The 14,454-nt window shown below is 68.7% G+C and carries 15 protein-coding genes; 10 read left to right on the top strand and 5 right to left on the bottom strand.

Annotated elements, in window-relative coordinates:
• Nucleotides 1–80: 80 nt before the first annotated feature.
• From chvE to mmsB, 3 genes are read left to right on the top strand one after another with little or no spacing between them, the layout of a single operon-like run.
• Nucleotides 81–1,217, top strand: coding sequence for a multiple monosaccharide ABC transporter substrate-binding protein (gene chvE / locus KLK06_RS40205; RefSeq protein WP_214640912.1), 1,137 nt, complete (start codon nucleotides 81–83; stop codon nucleotides 1,215–1,217).
• Between the two features lie 4 nt (nucleotides 1,218–1,221).
• The gene (gene mmsA / locus KLK06_RS40200) at nucleotides 1,222–2,760 is read left to right on the top strand and encodes a multiple monosaccharide ABC transporter ATP-binding protein (protein ID WP_214640911.1); all 1,539 of its coding nucleotides are present in this window, start codon (nucleotides 1,222–1,224) and stop codon (nucleotides 2,758–2,760) included.
• Nucleotides 2,757–4,016 carry a multiple monosaccharide ABC transporter permease gene (gene mmsB / locus KLK06_RS40195; RefSeq protein WP_214640910.1) on the top strand — a complete coding sequence of 420 codons (1,260 nt, stop codon included), beginning with the start codon at nucleotides 2,757–2,759 and terminating at the stop codon, nucleotides 4,014–4,016. Before mmsA ends, mmsB begins: the two co-directional genes overlap by 4 nt.
• Nucleotides 4,017–4,071: 55 nt before the next feature.
• On the opposite strand, the gene KLK06_RS40190 is transcribed toward mmsB, so the two are convergent.
• Nucleotides 4,072–4,908, bottom strand: coding sequence for a PaaX family transcriptional regulator C-terminal domain-containing protein (locus KLK06_RS40190; protein WP_250906767.1), 837 nt, complete (start codon nucleotides 4,906–4,908; stop codon nucleotides 4,072–4,074).
• Between the two features lie 163 nt (nucleotides 4,909–5,071).
• Between KLK06_RS40190 and KLK06_RS40185 the strand changes: the two genes are divergently transcribed.
• From KLK06_RS40185 to KLK06_RS40175, 3 genes are all read left to right on the top strand, one after another.
• Nucleotides 5,072–6,526 (top strand): long-chain fatty acid--CoA ligase, encoded by a 1,455-nt coding sequence (locus KLK06_RS40185; protein ID WP_250906717.1) that lies wholly within the window; start codon nucleotides 5,072–5,074, stop codon nucleotides 6,524–6,526.
• A gap of 95 nt (nucleotides 6,527–6,621) precedes the next feature.
• Complete coding sequence (locus tag KLK06_RS40180) at nucleotides 6,622–7,476, top strand: NAD(P)H-binding protein (RefSeq protein ID WP_214640909.1); 855 nt, start codon at nucleotides 6,622–6,624, stop codon at nucleotides 7,474–7,476.
• Nucleotides 7,477–7,617: 141 nt separating this feature from the next.
• Nucleotides 7,618–7,920 (top strand): winged helix-turn-helix domain-containing protein, encoded by a 303-nt coding sequence (locus tag KLK06_RS40175; RefSeq protein WP_308168672.1) that lies wholly within the window; start codon nucleotides 7,618–7,620, stop codon nucleotides 7,918–7,920.
• A gap of 67 nt (nucleotides 7,921–7,987) precedes the next feature.
• On the opposite strand, the gene KLK06_RS40170 is transcribed toward KLK06_RS40175, so the two are convergent.
• On the bottom strand, nucleotides 7,988–8,809 hold the full coding sequence (locus KLK06_RS40170; protein ID WP_214640907.1) for a hypothetical protein: 822 nt from the start codon (nucleotides 8,807–8,809) through the stop codon (nucleotides 7,988–7,990).
• A 220-nt stretch (nucleotides 8,810–9,029) separates the two neighbouring features.
• Here KLK06_RS40170 and KLK06_RS40165 point away from each other — a divergent pair, with 220 nt between their 5' ends.
• Nucleotides 9,030–9,917, top strand: coding sequence for an AfsR/SARP family transcriptional regulator (locus KLK06_RS40165; protein ID WP_214640906.1), 888 nt, complete (start codon nucleotides 9,030–9,032; stop codon nucleotides 9,915–9,917).
• A gap of 29 nt (nucleotides 9,918–9,946) precedes the next feature.
• Here the strand turns inward: KLK06_RS40165 and KLK06_RS40160 are convergent, their stop codons facing one another.
• Nucleotides 9,947–10,945, bottom strand: a complete 999-nt coding sequence (locus tag KLK06_RS40160) for a GlxA family transcriptional regulator (RefSeq protein WP_250906716.1) — start codon at nucleotides 10,943–10,945, stop codon at nucleotides 9,947–9,949.
• A gap of 72 nt (nucleotides 10,946–11,017) precedes the next feature.
• Here KLK06_RS40160 and KLK06_RS40155 point away from each other — a divergent pair, with 72 nt between their 5' ends.
• The 3 genes from KLK06_RS40155 to KLK06_RS40145 all read left to right on the top strand — a co-directional run bounded on the left by KLK06_RS40155 (nucleotide 11,018) and on the right by KLK06_RS40145 (nucleotide 12,463).
• Nucleotides 11,018–11,332: a cupin domain-containing protein gene (locus KLK06_RS40155; protein ID WP_214640904.1), complete on the top strand. Its 315-nt coding sequence runs from the start codon at nucleotides 11,018–11,020 to the stop codon at nucleotides 11,330–11,332.
• 16 nt (nucleotides 11,333–11,348) lie between these two features.
• Nucleotides 11,349–11,792, top strand: coding sequence for a protein-tyrosine phosphatase family protein (locus tag KLK06_RS40150; RefSeq protein ID WP_214640903.1), 444 nt, complete (start codon nucleotides 11,349–11,351; stop codon nucleotides 11,790–11,792).
• Between the two features lie 68 nt (nucleotides 11,793–11,860).
• A complete protein-coding gene (locus tag KLK06_RS40145) occupies nucleotides 11,861–12,463 on the top strand; it encodes a TetR/AcrR family transcriptional regulator (protein WP_214640902.1) in 603 nt (200 codons plus the stop codon).
• Nucleotides 12,464–12,481: 18 nt separating this feature from the next.
• On the opposite strand, the gene KLK06_RS40140 is transcribed toward KLK06_RS40145, so the two are convergent.
• Together KLK06_RS40140 and KLK06_RS40135 are read right to left on the bottom strand one after the other, a co-directional pair.
• The gene (locus tag KLK06_RS40140; RefSeq protein WP_214640901.1) at nucleotides 12,482–13,075 is read right to left on the bottom strand and encodes a DUF305 domain-containing protein; all 594 of its coding nucleotides are present in this window, start codon (nucleotides 13,073–13,075) and stop codon (nucleotides 12,482–12,484) included.
• Nucleotides 13,076–13,195: 120 nt separating this feature from the next.
• On the bottom strand, nucleotides 13,196–14,359 hold the full coding sequence (locus KLK06_RS40135) for a histidinol-phosphate transaminase (protein WP_214640900.1): 1,164 nt from the start codon (nucleotides 14,357–14,359) through the stop codon (nucleotides 13,196–13,198).
• Between the last annotated feature and the right edge of the window lie 95 nt (nucleotides 14,360–14,454).

Genomic DNA, 14,454 nt, shown 5'->3' with positions numbered 1-14,454 from the left:
CGGAAATGTTAGCGATAACACTCGCGGGATCGGCTGTCTCCCGCACGCGCGGGCAGCCCCCCATTTCCGCAAGGAGAAATATGAGATTTCCACGATTCGCGGCCGTGGTCTCCGTCCTGGCGCTAGCCACGGTCGCGACCGCATGTGGCTCGACCGAGAAGACGGTTGACCAGCAGGCCGCCTCCAGCGCCTCCGCAGGCAACGCCGGCGCGCTGGTGGGCGTCACCATGCCGACCAAGTCATCGGAGCGCTGGATCCACGACGGCGACAACGTCAAGGCCGGGCTGGAGAAGCTCGGGTACAAGGTGGACCTGCAGTACGCGGAGAACGACATCCCGACCCAGGTCAACCAGATCGAGAACCAGATCACCAAGGGCGCCAAGCTCCTGATCATCGCCTCGATCGACGGCACGGCCATCACCACGCAGCTCCAAGAGGCCGCTGACAAGAAGATCCCGGTCGTCGCCTACGACCGGCTGATCCGCAACAGCCCGAACGTCGACTACTACGCCACGTTCGACAACTTCAAGGTCGGCGTGCAGCAGGCCACGTCGCTGCTGGTCGGGCTGAAGCTGCTGAACGCCGACGGCTCCGCGGGCAGTGCCAAGGGCCCGTTCAACGTCGAGCTGTTCGCCGGTTCGCCCGACGACAACAACGCGACGTTCTTCTTCAACGGCGCGATGTCGGTGCTCAAGCCGTTCATCGACAAGGGCACGCTCGCCGTCAAGAGCGGCCAGACGGACTTCAAGACGGTCGCCATCCTGCGCTGGGACCCGGCCACCGCGCAGAAGCGCATGGAAGACCTGCTGACCAAGACCTACAGCGGCGGCACCAAGGTCGACGGCGTCCTGTCGCCCTACGACGGCCTGTCGATCGGCATCCTGTCGGCGCTCAAGAGCAACGGCTACGGGACCTCCGGCCAGCCGTACCCGATCGTGACCGGCCAGGACGCCGAGCTGGCGTCGGTGAAGTCGATCATCGCGGGTGAGCAGTACTCCACCATCTACAAGGACACCCGGCAGCTCGCCGAGGTGACGGTCAAGATCGCCGACACCGTCCTCAAGGGTGGCAAGCCCGAGGTCAACAACACCAAGGACTACGACAACGGCAACAAGGTCGTGCCGTCGTACCTGCTCCAGCCGCTGATCGTCGACAAGACGAACTACGAGAAGGAACTCGTCACCACCGGCTACTACTCCAAGTCCCAGCTGGGCTGACGTCATGACTGATGACATCCTGCGGATGCGCGGGATCACCAAGACCTTCCCCGGAGTCAAGGCGCTGCAAGACGTCAACCTGTCCGTACGACAGGGCGAGATCCACGCGATCTGCGGCGAGAACGGTGCCGGCAAGTCCACGCTCATGAAGGTGCTGTCGGGCGTCTACGCGCACGGCTCCTACGAGGGCGAGATCTTGTTCGAGGGAGAGCCGTGCCGGTTCGCCGACATCCGTGACAGCGAGCACCGCGGGATCGTCATCATCCACCAGGAGCTGGCCCTGTGCCAGCAACTGTCGATCGCCGAGAACATCTTCCTCGGCAACGAGCAGGCCACCCGTGGCCTGATCGACTGGAACCGGACCAACCACGAGGCGGCCGAGCTGCTGAACCGGGTCGGGCTGCGGGAGAACCCGGTGACGCTCATCTCCGACATCGGGGTGGGCAAGCAGCAGCTCGTGGAGATCGCCAAGGCGCTGTCCAAGCGGGTGCGCCTGCTCATCCTCGACGAGCCGACGGCCGCGCTCAACGACGAGGACTCGGCGCACCTGCTCGACCTGCTGCGCGGCCTGCGTGACGAGGGCATCACCTGTGTGATCATCTCGCACAAGCTCAACGAGGTCATCGACATCGCCGACTCGATCACCATCCTGCGCGACGGCCGGACGATCGAGCGGCTCGACATGGTCGACGACCACGTCACGGAGGGCCGCATCATCTCCGGCATGGTCGGCCGCGACCTGGAGAACCGCTTCCCGCCGCACGAGCCGAACATCGGCGAGGAGGTGCTGCGCATCGAGGACTGGACGGTGCACAGCCCGGCCCATCGCGGCCGGGTCGTGGTCTCCAACGCCAACCTCACCCTGCGCAAGGGCGAGATCGTCGGCCTCGCGGGGCTCATGGGGGCCGGGCGTACCGAGCTGGCCATGAGCGTCTTCGGCCGCGTCTACGGCACCGACATCTCCGGTCGCATCTACAAAGAGGGCCGGCAGATAGAGATCCGGTCGGTGCAGGACGCGATCCGCCACGGCATCGCGTACGCCACCGAGGACCGCAAGAAGTACGGCCTCAACCTGATCGAGGACATCAAGCGGAACGTCTCCGCCGCCGCGCTGCCGAAGCTGGCCCGCCGCGGCTGGGTCAACGACAACGAGGAATACCGGGTCGCCGACGAGTTCCGCGAGAGCATGAACATCAAGGCGCCCAGCGTGCTGAGCGTCACCGGCAAGCTCAGCGGTGGCAACCAGCAGAAGGTCGTCCTGTCGAAGTGGATCTTCACGGACCCCGACGTCCTCATCCTTGACGAGCCGACCCGGGGCATCGACGTCGGGGCCAAGTACGAGATCTACTCGATCATCAACCGGCTCGCCGACGAGGGCAAGGCCATCCTGGTCATCTCTTCGGAGCTGCCGGAACTCCTGGGCCTGTGCGACCGGATCTACGCGTTGTCGGCCGGCCGGATCACCGGCGAGGTCCCGCGCGAGGAGGCCACGCAGGAGGGCCTCATGCAGTACATGACGAAAGGACTGGACGAGATCCGATGAGCAGCACCTCATCCACCGACGCCGGGCTGGCGCCCGCCGGCCAGGAACCGCCCCCGCCACGGGGACAGGGCAGGTCGTCGTGGCTGTCGTTCAACGTACGGCAGAGCGGCATCTATGTCGCGTTCGCGCTGATCGTCGTGCTGTTCGCGTTCCTCACCAAGGGGGCGCTGCTCCAGCCGCAGAACATCTCCAACATCATCGTCCAGAACTCCTACATCCTGATCCTGGCCATCGGGATGATCCTGATCATCATCGCCGGGCACATCGACCTGTCCGTGGGGTCGGTCGTGGCCGTCACCGGGGCCATCGCCGCCGTGCTCATGGTGAACTACGGCGTGCCGTGGCCGCTGGCGCTGGTCATCACGCTGATCGCGGGCGCGCTCATCGGCGCGTGGCAGGGGTTCTGGATCGCCTACTACGGCATCCCGGCGTTCATCGTGACGCTGGCCGGCATGCTGCTGTTCCGCGCGCTCACGCTGACCGTGCTGGGCAACCAGGGCATCGGCCCGTTCCCTGACGCCGTCCGTACGCTGTCCAACGGCTTCACCGACAGCTATCTCGGCAACATCGGGCTCGGCCCGCTGGGCGGCGCCGATCTGTTCAGCCTGCTGCTCGGCCTGGTGGCGGTGGCCGGTATGGCCGCCACCCAGTGGCGGAGCCGGATGGCGCGGCTGGGCTACCGCCAGAGCGTCGACCCGCTGCCGATCTTCCTGCTGCGCATCGCCGCGGCCGCCGCGGTCATCCTCGCGGTGGTGGTGCAGTTGGCCAGGTTCAAGAACCTGCCCTGGGTGCTGGTCCTGCTCGCGCTGCTGGTGCTGGCCTACTCACTGGTGACCAACCGGGCCGTGTTCGGCCGGCGGATCTACGCCATCGGCGGCAACCTGCAGGCGGCGCTGCTGTCCGGCATCAAGGTCAAGTCGGTCGTCTTCTGGATCTTCGTGAACATGGGCGTCCTGTCCGCGCTCGCCGGGGTCATCTTCGCCGGGCGGCTCAACCAGGCCGGGCCCACGGCGGGCAACTCCTTCGAGCTGGACGCGATCGCCGCTGCGTTCATCGGCGGTGCGGCCGTACAGGGCGGCGTCGGCAAGGTGGTCGGGGCGGTCACCGGCGGTCTGATCATGGGCGTCATCAACAACGGCATGTCGCTGATCGGCGCGCCGAGCGAGCGGGTCATGTTCGTCAAGGGCGCCGTCCTGCTCGCCGCTGTGGCCTTCGACGTGTGGACCAAGCGCCGCGCGGCCACCAGCGCCCGCTGATCGGGCGGGCGGCGCTCGCTGATCGGCTCGGCCGACGGCGAGGCGGGCCGCGCGGTCAGCCGGCCGGTGAAGTGACGGTCAGTTCGTCCAGGACGGTGTCGGCCAGCACCCTGGCGCTCGGCGCGTAGTCGCGGGCCAGGGTGCGGAACACCTGCTCGGCCCGGATCGCCGGCCAGTCCGCCGGCAGGTGTTCGGCCGGCAGGTGCGGGTCCTGGCGGACCAGCTGCAGCCAGTCGGTGTGCAGGAGAAGCTGCCGGGCCAGGTCGTCGGCCGCCGAGGGGAGCGGGTTCGGGGTGTCCCAGCGGTCGAGGAACGCCCGGTAGCGCGCGGCGATCCGCTCGGTGCTGAACGCCTTCCGCACCAGGTCGGCCGACTCGGTCGGCTTGAACGCCCGGGCCGTCATCACGGTGACGTGATCGCCGAGTTCGAGCGGGGCGAGGATGCCCGCGACGTCCTTGACGCCCGGCGCGATCCACAGCCCGCTCTGCAGCAGGCCGAACCCGGCCCAGACGAGCTGCGAGCGGAGGTCGTGCCGGGTGCTGCGCAGGCCGTCGGGGATCGAGAAGCCCACCAGGGTCCAGGCGCCGTCCCAGTCGCGGTTGACCGCGCCGGTCTCCCAGACCCGGCGGCGCCCGTCGTCGAGCACCTCCACCGCGTGCTCGGTGAGCCCGAAGTACATCCTGCGCCCCTGACGGTGCCGGGCCAGCAGACCCCGCTTGACCATGCGGGTGAGCGTGGAGCGCACCGCCTCCTCGGTGACGCCGAGCCGGGCGAAGACGTCGATGACGCTGCCCGAATAGACGGCGGTGCCGCGCCCCAGCACGTAGACGCCGAGAAAGCTGAACATCAGGGACTGCGGACGGGCCGTCAGAGCGTCTCCATCGCCGAGCATCACAGCACAGAGGGTAGACGGATCCGTCACGGTCGGCAAAACTCTGACTCAGGTTGAGAAACTGCCTCATGTGAATGGGGTAGGTATCGGACTGACCGATGCGAGAGGCCGTACGCCCATGGAGAACGCGGGAGTGGGAGGGTGGCCGGCTCGCCGGGCCCAGATGACGCCGGACCGTGCGGCGTTCGTCTTCGACGGCCGGGCGGTCACCTACGCCGAGGTGCACACGCGGACGACGAAGCTGGCCGCGTGCCTGCGTGCGGCCGGGGTGGGAGCCGGAGACCGGGTCGCCTACCTCGGCCCGAACCACACCGCTCTCGCCGAGACCATGTTCGCCACGCACCTGCTCGGCGGGATCTTCGTGCCGCTGAACTTCCGGCTGACCGCGCCCGAGATCGGCTACATGCTGGACGACTGCGGCCCGGCCGTCCTGATCTACGCGCCCGAGTGCGCCGAGGTGGTCCGGGCTCTCACCGGCACCTCCGCCCTGCTCGTGCCGCTGGAGCCGGACTACGAGAGCTGGCTGGCCGAGGGTGATTCCGGGCCGATCGACGTACGGGTCGGGCTGGCCGACCCCGCGCTCATCCTCTACACCTCCGGCACCACCGGGCGGCCCAAAGGCGCCCTGCTCAGCCATGGCAACCTGGTGTGGAACACCTTCAACATGCTGATCGGCGTCGACGTGGCGAGCGACGAGATGACGCTGATCAGCGCGCCGCTCTTCCACGTCGCGGCGCTGAACCAGACGCTGCTGCCGACGTTCGCCAAGGGCGGCTGCTCGGTGATCATGCCGTCCTGGGACGTGGACGGCTGCTACGACCTCATCGAGAAGCACCGCATCACCTGGATGTTCGGCGTCACCACGATGTTCGCCGCGTTCGCCCGGTCGCCGAGGTGGGCCACGGCCGACCTGTCGTCGCTGCGCAACCTGATGTCGGGCGGCGCGCCGATCCCGGCCGCGCTCATCCGCACCTACCAGGAACGGGGCCTGGTGTTCTGCCAGGGCTACGGGCTCACCGAGACGGCGCCGGGCGCGACCTTCCTGGAGGCCGGGCAGAGCGTGCGCAAGGTGGGCTCGGCCGGGGTCCCCGTGTTCTTCACCAACGTACGCGTGGTCCGGCCCGACCTCTCCGGCACGGCCGTCGGCGAGCCGGGCGAGGTGCTGGTCCAGGGGCCGAACGTGACCCCCGGCTACTGGCGGAATCCCGAGGCGACCGCCGCGGCGTTCGTGGCGGGGCGCTGGCTCCGTACGGGCGACATCGGCGCGTTCGACGGCGAGGGGCACCTGTACCTCGTGGACCGGGTCAAGGACATGTACATCTCGGGCGGCGAGAACGTCTATCCGGCGGAGGTCGAAGGCGTGCTCTTCGAGCACCCGGCCGTGGCGGAGGCCGCCGTCGTGGGGGTGCCGGACGCCACCTGGGGCGAGGTCGGGCGGGCGTTCGTGGTCTGCCGGGCGGCCGTCACCGGCGAGGAGCTGCGGGAGTTCCTCGCCGGGCGGCTGGCCAGGTACAAGATCCCGCGCTACTTCGACCTGGTGGACGGCCTGCCCCGGACCGGTTCGGGCAAGCTCCAGAAGGCCGAGCTGCGGGGCCGCCCGCTCAACCGGTCAGGCTGAGGAATGTCATTGCGGGGCGGATGTCACACCTGGCATGCCCACCCGGCTCTATGGGGGTGATCGCACATAGATAGCTCCCAATGAAAGGCCGTGCAATGTTCCTCGTAACCGGAGCCACGGGCATCGTCGGACGCCCCCTCATTGAACTGCTCGTCAGCCAGGGCGCCAAGGTCCGCGCGGTCACCCGTGATCCGCAGGCGGCCGGCCTGCCCGACGGGGTCGAAGTCGTGGCGGCCGACCCGGCACGGCCCAGCACGCTGGCCGCCTGCCTGGAAGGCGTCACCGGTCTTTTCCTCAACCCGCGCGCCGCGGGACTCGCCGCCCCCGAACTACTGGCACTCGCCAAGGACCACGGGGTGACCCGGGTGGCGGTGCTGTCCGCGGTCAACGTCGACGAAGACCTCGATCACCAGCCGTCCCGGTTCAACGGGGACAGGAACAAGGAGGTCGAGGCCGCCGCCGTCGCCAGTGGCTTGGAATGGGTGAGCCTGCGGGCCAGTGCCTTCGCGATCAACACTCTCCTGGCGTGGGGCGGTCAGATCCGCGCCGGTGACGTCGTCCGGGGGCCGTACGCGAACTTCTCCGAAGCGCCCATCCACGAGCGGGATCTGGCCGAGGTCGGCGTCCGCGCGCTGCTGTCCGATGACCTGGTGGGCAGGAAGCTCGAGCTGACCGGACCGCAGTCCCTGACCCACGAGGAACTGGTCGCCACCATCGGTGAGGTGCTCGGCAGGCCGCTGCGGTTCCAGGAGGTGCCGCCGGAGGCCGTCAGGCAGGGCATGGTCGGGATGGGGATGAACGAGGCGTTCGTGGTGGCCCTGCTCGCCAGGTATGCCCGTGGCGCCGGCCAGCCCGCACCCGTCACCGACGAGGTGGACAAGGCCCTCGGCCGTCCCGCGCGCACCTGGGCGGAATGGGTCACCGACCACGCCGCCGCCTTCCGCGACTGACACCCTTCGAAGGAGTACGTCACGGCCGTGGTGGCCGTGTTCGCGGGAGCGTCGTCCTGCTGGCGCGGGTCTGGTCACGCGCCAGGTCGTAAAAGCCGGACCACCATGGACAGGCAGTTAGCTAATTGCCACAATGCCTTCGTGGTGGATGTGGATCTGGTCAAAGCGCTGGCCAACGACAAGCGGCTGCTGATCCTCGAATGGCTGCGTGAGCCGGAGCGGCACTTTCCGCCGCAGCGTGACGGTGACCTGGTCAGTGACGGGGTCTGCTCGCTGTTCATCGCGGAGAAGCTCGGTGTGAGCCAGCCGACCTGCGGCGGGCATCTGAAGGTGCTCAGCGCGGCGGGGCTGGTGCGCGGCAAGAAGATCAAACAGTGGGTGTTCTACCAGCGGGACGAGGGGCGCATCGCGGCGGCCAAGGAGGCGCTGGGCGGCGACTGGTGAGGCGCTTGGACAGGGGGCAGGGAGCACGGGCCCTTGGCCCATGCTCCCTTTTGCATGCGGCACTCCGTTACGGGCACGGCACGATCTGGTCGGCGGGACCGCCGATCTGGGTCCAGTTGGTGCCGACTCCGGTCCACTTGTAGACGGCGTTGCGATTGGGTGACAGGCCGTAGATGGCGTTGTTGCTGACCGCCCAGCTATAACCGGGGCCGCCTATGTGCTGCCAGTTGAAGGGCGAGTTGAGGTAGGCCCAGATGCTGCTGCCGTTGGGCGAGGTGGCGAATACCCCGAAGCCTCCCCCGTACAGCCAGTTGGCCGGGCCGCCGATCTGGGTCCAGTTGGTGCCGACTCCGGTCCATCTGTAGACGGCGTTGCGGTTGGGTGAGAGGCCGTAGATGGCCTGGTTGGTGACCGCCCACGTAGCGCCGGGGCCGCCTATGTGTTGCCAGTTGAAGGGCGAGTTGAGGTAGGCACGGATGCTGCTGCCGTTGGGCGAGGTGGCGAATACCCCGAAGCCTCCCCCGTACAGCCAGTTGGCCGGGCCGCCGATCTGGGTCCAGTTGGTGCCGACTCCGGTCCATCTATAGATGGCGCTGCGGTTGGGTGAGAGGCCGTAGATGGCCTGGTTGGTGACCGCCCACGTAGCGCCGGGGCCGCCTATGTGTTGCCAGTTGAAGGGCGAGAGGTAGCGGTGGATGCTGCTGCCGTTGGGCGACGTGGCGAACAGGCCGATGCCTCCGCCGTACAGCGTCCCAGCCGGGCCGCCGATCTGGGTCCAGCTGGTGCCGTAGCCGTTGTAACGCCACACGGACGTGCCGCCTGGAGCCAGCGCGCAGATGGTGTTGGTGACGGCGGCGGCCGGCGTCGCCACCAGTCCCACCATGGCCATGACCAAGGCAAAGAGCCCGGCAAATGTCCGGATAGTGCGTGTCTTGCCCGAAGCTGGACCGGGGTTGAATGTCACGCTCATGCTGATCCTTCCTGGTTGGAAACTCCGTCAGGTTGGCATCACGGGCTGTAACGGGGCTCCAACCAGGCTGGAACGCGTTATGACACCGATGACGTAGCGCGAGAAGGCCGACGGGGTTGGTGCTGGAGAGGGGATCGGAATGCGGGTGAGGCTGCTGGGGCCGGTCGATGTGCTGATCGACGACATCCCGCGACCGGTGCGGGGACTTCGCCGCACGGCCGTGCTCGCCGCGCTGGCGCTCCGGCCCGGCGCGGTGGTCAGTGTCGACCGGCTGGTCGAGGCGGTCTGGGGTACGGCCGCACCGGCCTCGGCCGCCACAACGGTGCAGTCCCATGTCTCGTACCTACGCGGCGTGCTGAACCGCCGGGAGGCGATCACGGCCCGCAGGCCCGGCTATCTGCTGGACCTCGACGAGCGAGAGCCCACGGACGTCCAGGCCGCCGAGCGCCTCATCCGGCAGGGGATGGAGTCTGCCGCGGCGGACGCGCGGGCTAGCCGGCTGCAGGCCGCGGTGGCGTTGTGGCGGGGGGCGCCGCTGGCGGAACTGACCGGGCTGGCCTGGTTCGACGAGCAGGCCCAGCGGCTGGAGCAACTGCTGTTGCAGGCACGGCACGCGCTCATCGACGCCCGGATGGCTCTCGGACAGCATCTCCAGCTCGTCCCCGAGCTGTCAGATCTGAGCAGGCAGCACCCGCTGCACGAACAGGTTCACGCGCAGCTGATGCTCGCGCTGTACCGGGCCGGCCGGCAGTGCGAGGCTCTGGCCGTGTACCAACGGCTGCGCCGTACCCTGGCGGACGAGCTGGGCATCGATCCCAGTCAGCCGCTGCGGGAGCTGGAGATCGCTGTGCTGAGACAGGATCCGGCCCTGGACCTGCCTTCTTCGCCGTCGCCCGCCTACTTGACGCGAAGCCCCCCCACGGCTGCCAACCGCTCCGGTCGTCCTGGTGATCTCGGGCACGGCTGGGGTCGGAAAATCCGCCGGTGCCCCCGTGGACGCGGCCAGGGTCATCCGCACCCTTCGTGACGCGAGCGGATCTCGTCCGGTATAGGGGCTCAGGTTCGGTCTCCCCGGTCGGACAGCGGAATGGTCTCAGACTCGGTACGCGTGCGCAGACGGAAGGCGCGCCGGTAGGCGGCGGGGGTGGTGCGCAGGACGTCGTGGAAGCGGCGGCGGAGGTTCGTGGCCGAGGAGAGGCCCACCCGGGCGGCGATCGCGTCCACGGACAGGTCCGTCTCCTCCAGCAGCGCTCGCGCCCCGGCGATTCGCTGCGCGAGCACCCACTGACCGGGACTGGTGCCGAGCTGGGCGGCGAACATCCGGGCCAGCGTCCGGGCCGACACACCGGCGTGGGCGGCCAGGTCGTCGACGGTCAGCGGTTCGCCGAGCCGCTCCGCGGCCCAGCCCAGCAAGGGGGCGAGGGAGTCGGACACCCGGGCCCGCGATGGCGCGATGGCGTACTGGAGCTGCCCGCCCTCCCGGTGCGGCGGCATGACCATGTGGCGGGCCACCTTCGCGGCGTACGCGGCGCCGTGGTCGGCCCGGACGAGATGCAGACACAGGTCGATCCCCGCGCTGGTGCCGGCGCTGGTGGCCACGTCGCCGTGGTCCACGTACAGCACGTCGGAATCGACGGTGACGGCGGGGAAGCGTTCGGCGAGCTCGGCCGCCAGCCGCCAGTGGGTGGTGGCCCGCCGTCCATCGAGCAGCCCGGCCTGCGCCAGGACGAACGAGCCCGAGCAGATGGCGGCGATCCGCGCGCCACGCGTGTACGCCCGGCGGAGCGCGGACAGCACGGCCGCCGGGGCCGTGCGGGTCTGCCAGCCCGGGATGACAACCGTGTCGGCGTTCTCCAGCGCGGTCAGGCCCTCGGTGACCGTGATCGAGTAACCGGCCAGGGTGGGCACCGGTCCCGGTGTCTCGGCGCAGACGCGGAAGTCGTAGTGGCGGGCGAGCCCCGGCCGTACGGTGGCGAACACCTCGGCGGCGCAGCTCAGCTCGAACGTCGCCAGCGGCGGGCTGGCCAGCGCGACGACACGGTGCTCTGAGGACATGGCAGAAAAGTACTCCATGACGTCTTTTCTGGCACTGGGTGGGTGCCGGTCGGGCTCGCCAGGATGGCGGACATGGAATCAGAAGCGCAGGCAGTGCACATCGATGACATCGAACCGGTCGAGGTGGCGCTCGGCATCGTCAGGAGGCGCCTCATCGCGACCGAGGGGGCTCGGGGCTGGCTCATAGACTTCGCCCCCGGCACGCAGTGGCCCGAGGTCGACGTACACGAGAAGGAGGAGCGCTACTACGTGCTCAGCGGTGAGGTGATCGAGGGCGAGACGCGGTACGCAGCGGGGACCTACGTGGTGTTCGCGGCGGGCAGCCGTCACCAGCCGCGGACCGAGACGGGAGCGCGCATGCTGGGCATCAGCCTCATGGCCAACTGAGCGCCAGAATGGGGACATGACCGATACACAGTTGACGGGTGCGATCTCTCTCCCCGATGGGACCTGGGTCCGCGGCCGCGGCCTGCTGAACACGCCCCCTACGGGGCCCGCTCCCGATTACGGCCTCTACCTGGGTTCGTCGGGGTTACGGCGGCGCGGTGCGGCCGGGCTGTCCTGGCCGCACCACTGGATCGACTGGCCGGACTTCCTCTTGCCCCGCGATCGTGACGACGCCGTCCGGCGGATCCACGCGCTGTACGAGCAGGCGCGCGCCGGTCAGCGGGTCGAGGTGGCCTGCGGCCATGGGGTCGGCCGCACCGGCACCGTCCTCGCCTGCCTGGCCGTGCTCTCCGGCCTGTCCCCGGCCGAGGCGATCACCTGGGCGCGGCAGAACCACCATCGGCGGTCGGTCGAGACCCCGTGGCAACGCGGCTGGGTCACCCGCTTCCCAGTGGGTTGAGCGGTGTTGACGCCTATTTAAGATAGTAGCGAGTCGGCTTTGCCGGGCCCGTCGGTAGGCTGGACGGCATGGTGAAGAGCGCGGCCCGGCAACCCGTTCCAGCGCGTCGCGCCGACGCCGAGCGCAACATCGCCGCGATCCTCGACGCGGGCATGCGACTGCTCAGCACCGACCCGGCCGCCAGCGTCGCCGACGTCGCCAAGGCCGCGGGGGTGGGCAGGGTGACGCTCTACGGTCACTTCCCGTCTCGGGAGGCCCTGGTCGACGCCGTGCTCGATCACGCGATCAGCATCGCCGACCTGGCGCTGGGGGGCGTCGACATCGACGGGCCGCCGGCGCCCGAGGCCGTGGCGGCGCTGCTGCGATCTTCCTGGGAGGTGCTCGACCGGCATCGGCGGCTGTTCGTGGCCGCCGACCGGGTGCTGCCCATGGAGCGGATCCGCGAGCACCACGACGTTCCCCTGCGGCGGATCGAGCGCCTGATCGCCCGGGGGCGGGACGACGGCGACTTCCGTATCGACCTGCCGTTGTCGTGGCTGGTGACCACGTTCTTCGGCGTTCTGCACAGCGCCGCCCAGGAGGTGGAGGCCGGACGGCTGGAGCGAGCGGACGTCGAGCGGGTGCTCGTCACGACCATGCTCTCGCTGCTGTGCCCCAGGGTGACCGCGTGACGCCTCGGGCGGCCGGTCTCAGAGCCGCTGGCCGATCTCTTGGAGGAGCGCGACCTCGCCCCGCTGGTGGATCACCATGTGCGCGGCCATCTTCTTGACCTCGGGGTCGGCCCCATCGGTCTGCTCGGTACGGGCCATCTCGACCGCGCCGTTGTGATGCGCGATCATCCCCTGGACGAACAGCTTGTCGAACTCCTGGCCCTTGGCCGACTCGAGCTGCTTCATCACCTTCTCGGACAAGAGGCCCGGCATCTCATGGCCCATGTGGCCGGACATCTCGGTCTTGCCCCATGCGGCCAGCCAGCCCTTCATGGTGCCGATCTCTCGTTCCTGGTCGGTCTTGATCTTCGCCGCGAGTTCCTTGATCTGGACGTCCCGCACGCGGGTCGCCGCCAGGCCGGCCATCTCCACCGCCTGCTCGTGATGCGGGACCATCATCTGCGTGAACATGACGTCGGCGTCGTTGGCCGCCGGCGCCCTGGCCGCCGTCGCGGCGACGGGCGCGGCGCTCGACATGCCGTCGTGGCCGGTCATGCCGGCGCCCCCGCACGCGGTGAGCAGGGCGAGCGCGCCCGCGGCGGCGGTGTACGAGGCCGTGCGGTTGATGCGCATTCTGAGCCTTTACTATGATGGCTAGTAGATCGATTCGGCCCCCGAGAGCCGCCGCTGTTTCTGTGGTGCCGCGCCCGGGTGGACGAGCGCGGCACCACGGAAGCAGCGGCGGGGGCCGGATCAAGCCGACAACGGGTTCACCGCTCGATGGTGCAGGCCGGTGACGGGGATCTCGTGCAGGCTGCCGGAGTACAGATACTGGGTCATGCCGACCAGTAATCGCCGTACGTCCTCCTGAGGGCGGACCACCAGCCGGAGGAACTGGCTCGTCGTGCCCAGCTTGTTGCCGCACTCGCGTACGTACACGCCGTGCTCGGAGAGCAGGTGGTCGCGCAGCGGCACCCCGTCGTGCCCAGGTGGCAGCTTCACCAGCAGGAAGTTGCCCTGCGAGGCGTAGACGGTGAGCTCCGGCATCGCGCTGAGCTGGTGGTACATCGCCCTCCTGTCCTGGGTGAGCCGCCTGAGGCTCTCCTGGTACTCGGGCACGCACTGCTTCATCATGAACACCACGACCTCGGCGAACGAGTTGAGGTTCCACTTGGGCAGCGCGTCGCGTACCTTCCCGGCCAGCGCCGGGTTGGCGACCATGTAGCCGAACCGGATGCCGTGCAGCCCGAAGTTCTTGCCCAGGCTGCGGAGCACGATCACGTTGGGCCGGACCGCGGCCTCGGCGGCTATGCCCGGATACGGCTCGGCGTCCACGAAGTCGCCGAACGACTCGTCGACGATCACCAGGTCAAGGTCGATGAGCTGGTCGAGCAGCCGCAGGACCTCGTGTTTGGGCAGGTAGCCCCCGTCGGGGTTGTTGGGGTTGCAGATCACCGCCACGCGGGAGCCGCGCATGCGGATGAACCGGACGTAGTCATTGACGTCGAGGGCGAAGTTGCGGCTCTCCATCAGCGGGTACATGTCGACCCGCTTCCCGGTCTCCATCGGCTGGTCGGTCCAGCGGCCGAAGGTGGGGATCGGCACCGCCAGGCTCTCCTTCACCAGCAGGTGGTCGATCCAGGTGATCAGCTCGGTGGATCCGTTGCCCATGGCGACCGTCTGGGGATGAAGCCCCAGCGTGGAGCAGAGCTCCGCGGTGATCGTGCCCGCGTCGCTCGGATAGAACTTAAGGATCGTCTCCAGGTTCCTCCCGAGATGCTCGAATATTTCCGGGGTCGGGAAGTAAGGGTTACACGGGATGCAGAAGTCCACCGGGGCACGCTGTCCCGATGAGCCGCGCAGCAGTGAGAAGTACGAAGGGCTGTGCGCCTGCGCTCGCAAAAGGCTGAGCTCCACGACACCTCCTGGGGCACGTGTCCGGACGTGAGTAGGTACGCGTAGCTTTGGGAGTCGGTTCAGCCGATAACGACCTTTCGGCCCGCGCACCCGCC

It is taken from the genome of Nonomuraea sp. NEAU-A123 (assembly GCF_018603905.1).
Classification (GTDB): domain Bacteria; phylum Actinomycetota; class Actinomycetes; order Streptosporangiales; family Streptosporangiaceae; genus Nonomuraea.
The sequence above is the reverse complement of the archived record's forward strand: the minus strand, read 5'-3'. Positions and strand labels throughout refer to the sequence as shown.

Bases quoted from the DNA above. Each gene is read 5' to 3' on its own strand.
- chvE (WP_214640912.1), top strand. From the start codon at position 81: ATGAGATTTCCACGATTCGCGGCCGTGGTCTCCGTCCTGGCGCTAGCC.
- mmsA (WP_214640911.1), top strand. From the start codon at position 1,222: ATGACTGATGACATCCTGCGGATGCGCGGGATCACCAAGACCTTCCCC.
- mmsB (WP_214640910.1), top strand. From the start codon at position 2,757: ATGAGCAGCACCTCATCCACCGACGCCGGGCTGGCGCCCGCCGGCCAG.
- KLK06_RS40190 (WP_250906767.1), bottom strand. From the start codon at position 4,908: ATGCTCGGCGATGGAGACGCTCTGACGGCCCGTCCGCAGTCCCTGATG.
- KLK06_RS40185 (WP_250906717.1), top strand. From the start codon at position 5,072: ATGACGCCGGACCGTGCGGCGTTCGTCTTCGACGGCCGGGCGGTCACC.
- KLK06_RS40180 (WP_214640909.1), top strand. From the start codon at position 6,622: ATGTTCCTCGTAACCGGAGCCACGGGCATCGTCGGACGCCCCCTCATT.
- KLK06_RS40170 (WP_214640907.1), bottom strand. From the start codon at position 8,809: ATGGCCATGGTGGGACTGGTGGCGACGCCGGCCGCCGCCGTCACCAAC.
- KLK06_RS40165 (WP_214640906.1), top strand. From the start codon at position 9,030: ATGCGGGTGAGGCTGCTGGGGCCGGTCGATGTGCTGATCGACGACATC.
- KLK06_RS40160 (WP_250906716.1), bottom strand. From the start codon at position 10,945: ATGTCCTCAGAGCACCGTGTCGTCGCGCTGGCCAGCCCGCCGCTGGCG.
- KLK06_RS40155 (WP_214640904.1), top strand. From the start codon at position 11,018: ATGGAATCAGAAGCGCAGGCAGTGCACATCGATGACATCGAACCGGTC.
- KLK06_RS40150 (WP_214640903.1), top strand. From the start codon at position 11,349: ATGACCGATACACAGTTGACGGGTGCGATCTCTCTCCCCGATGGGACC.
- KLK06_RS40145 (WP_214640902.1), top strand. From the start codon at position 11,861: ATGGTGAAGAGCGCGGCCCGGCAACCCGTTCCAGCGCGTCGCGCCGAC.
- KLK06_RS40140 (WP_214640901.1), bottom strand. From the start codon at position 13,075: ATGCGCATCAACCGCACGGCCTCGTACACCGCCGCCGCGGGCGCGCTC.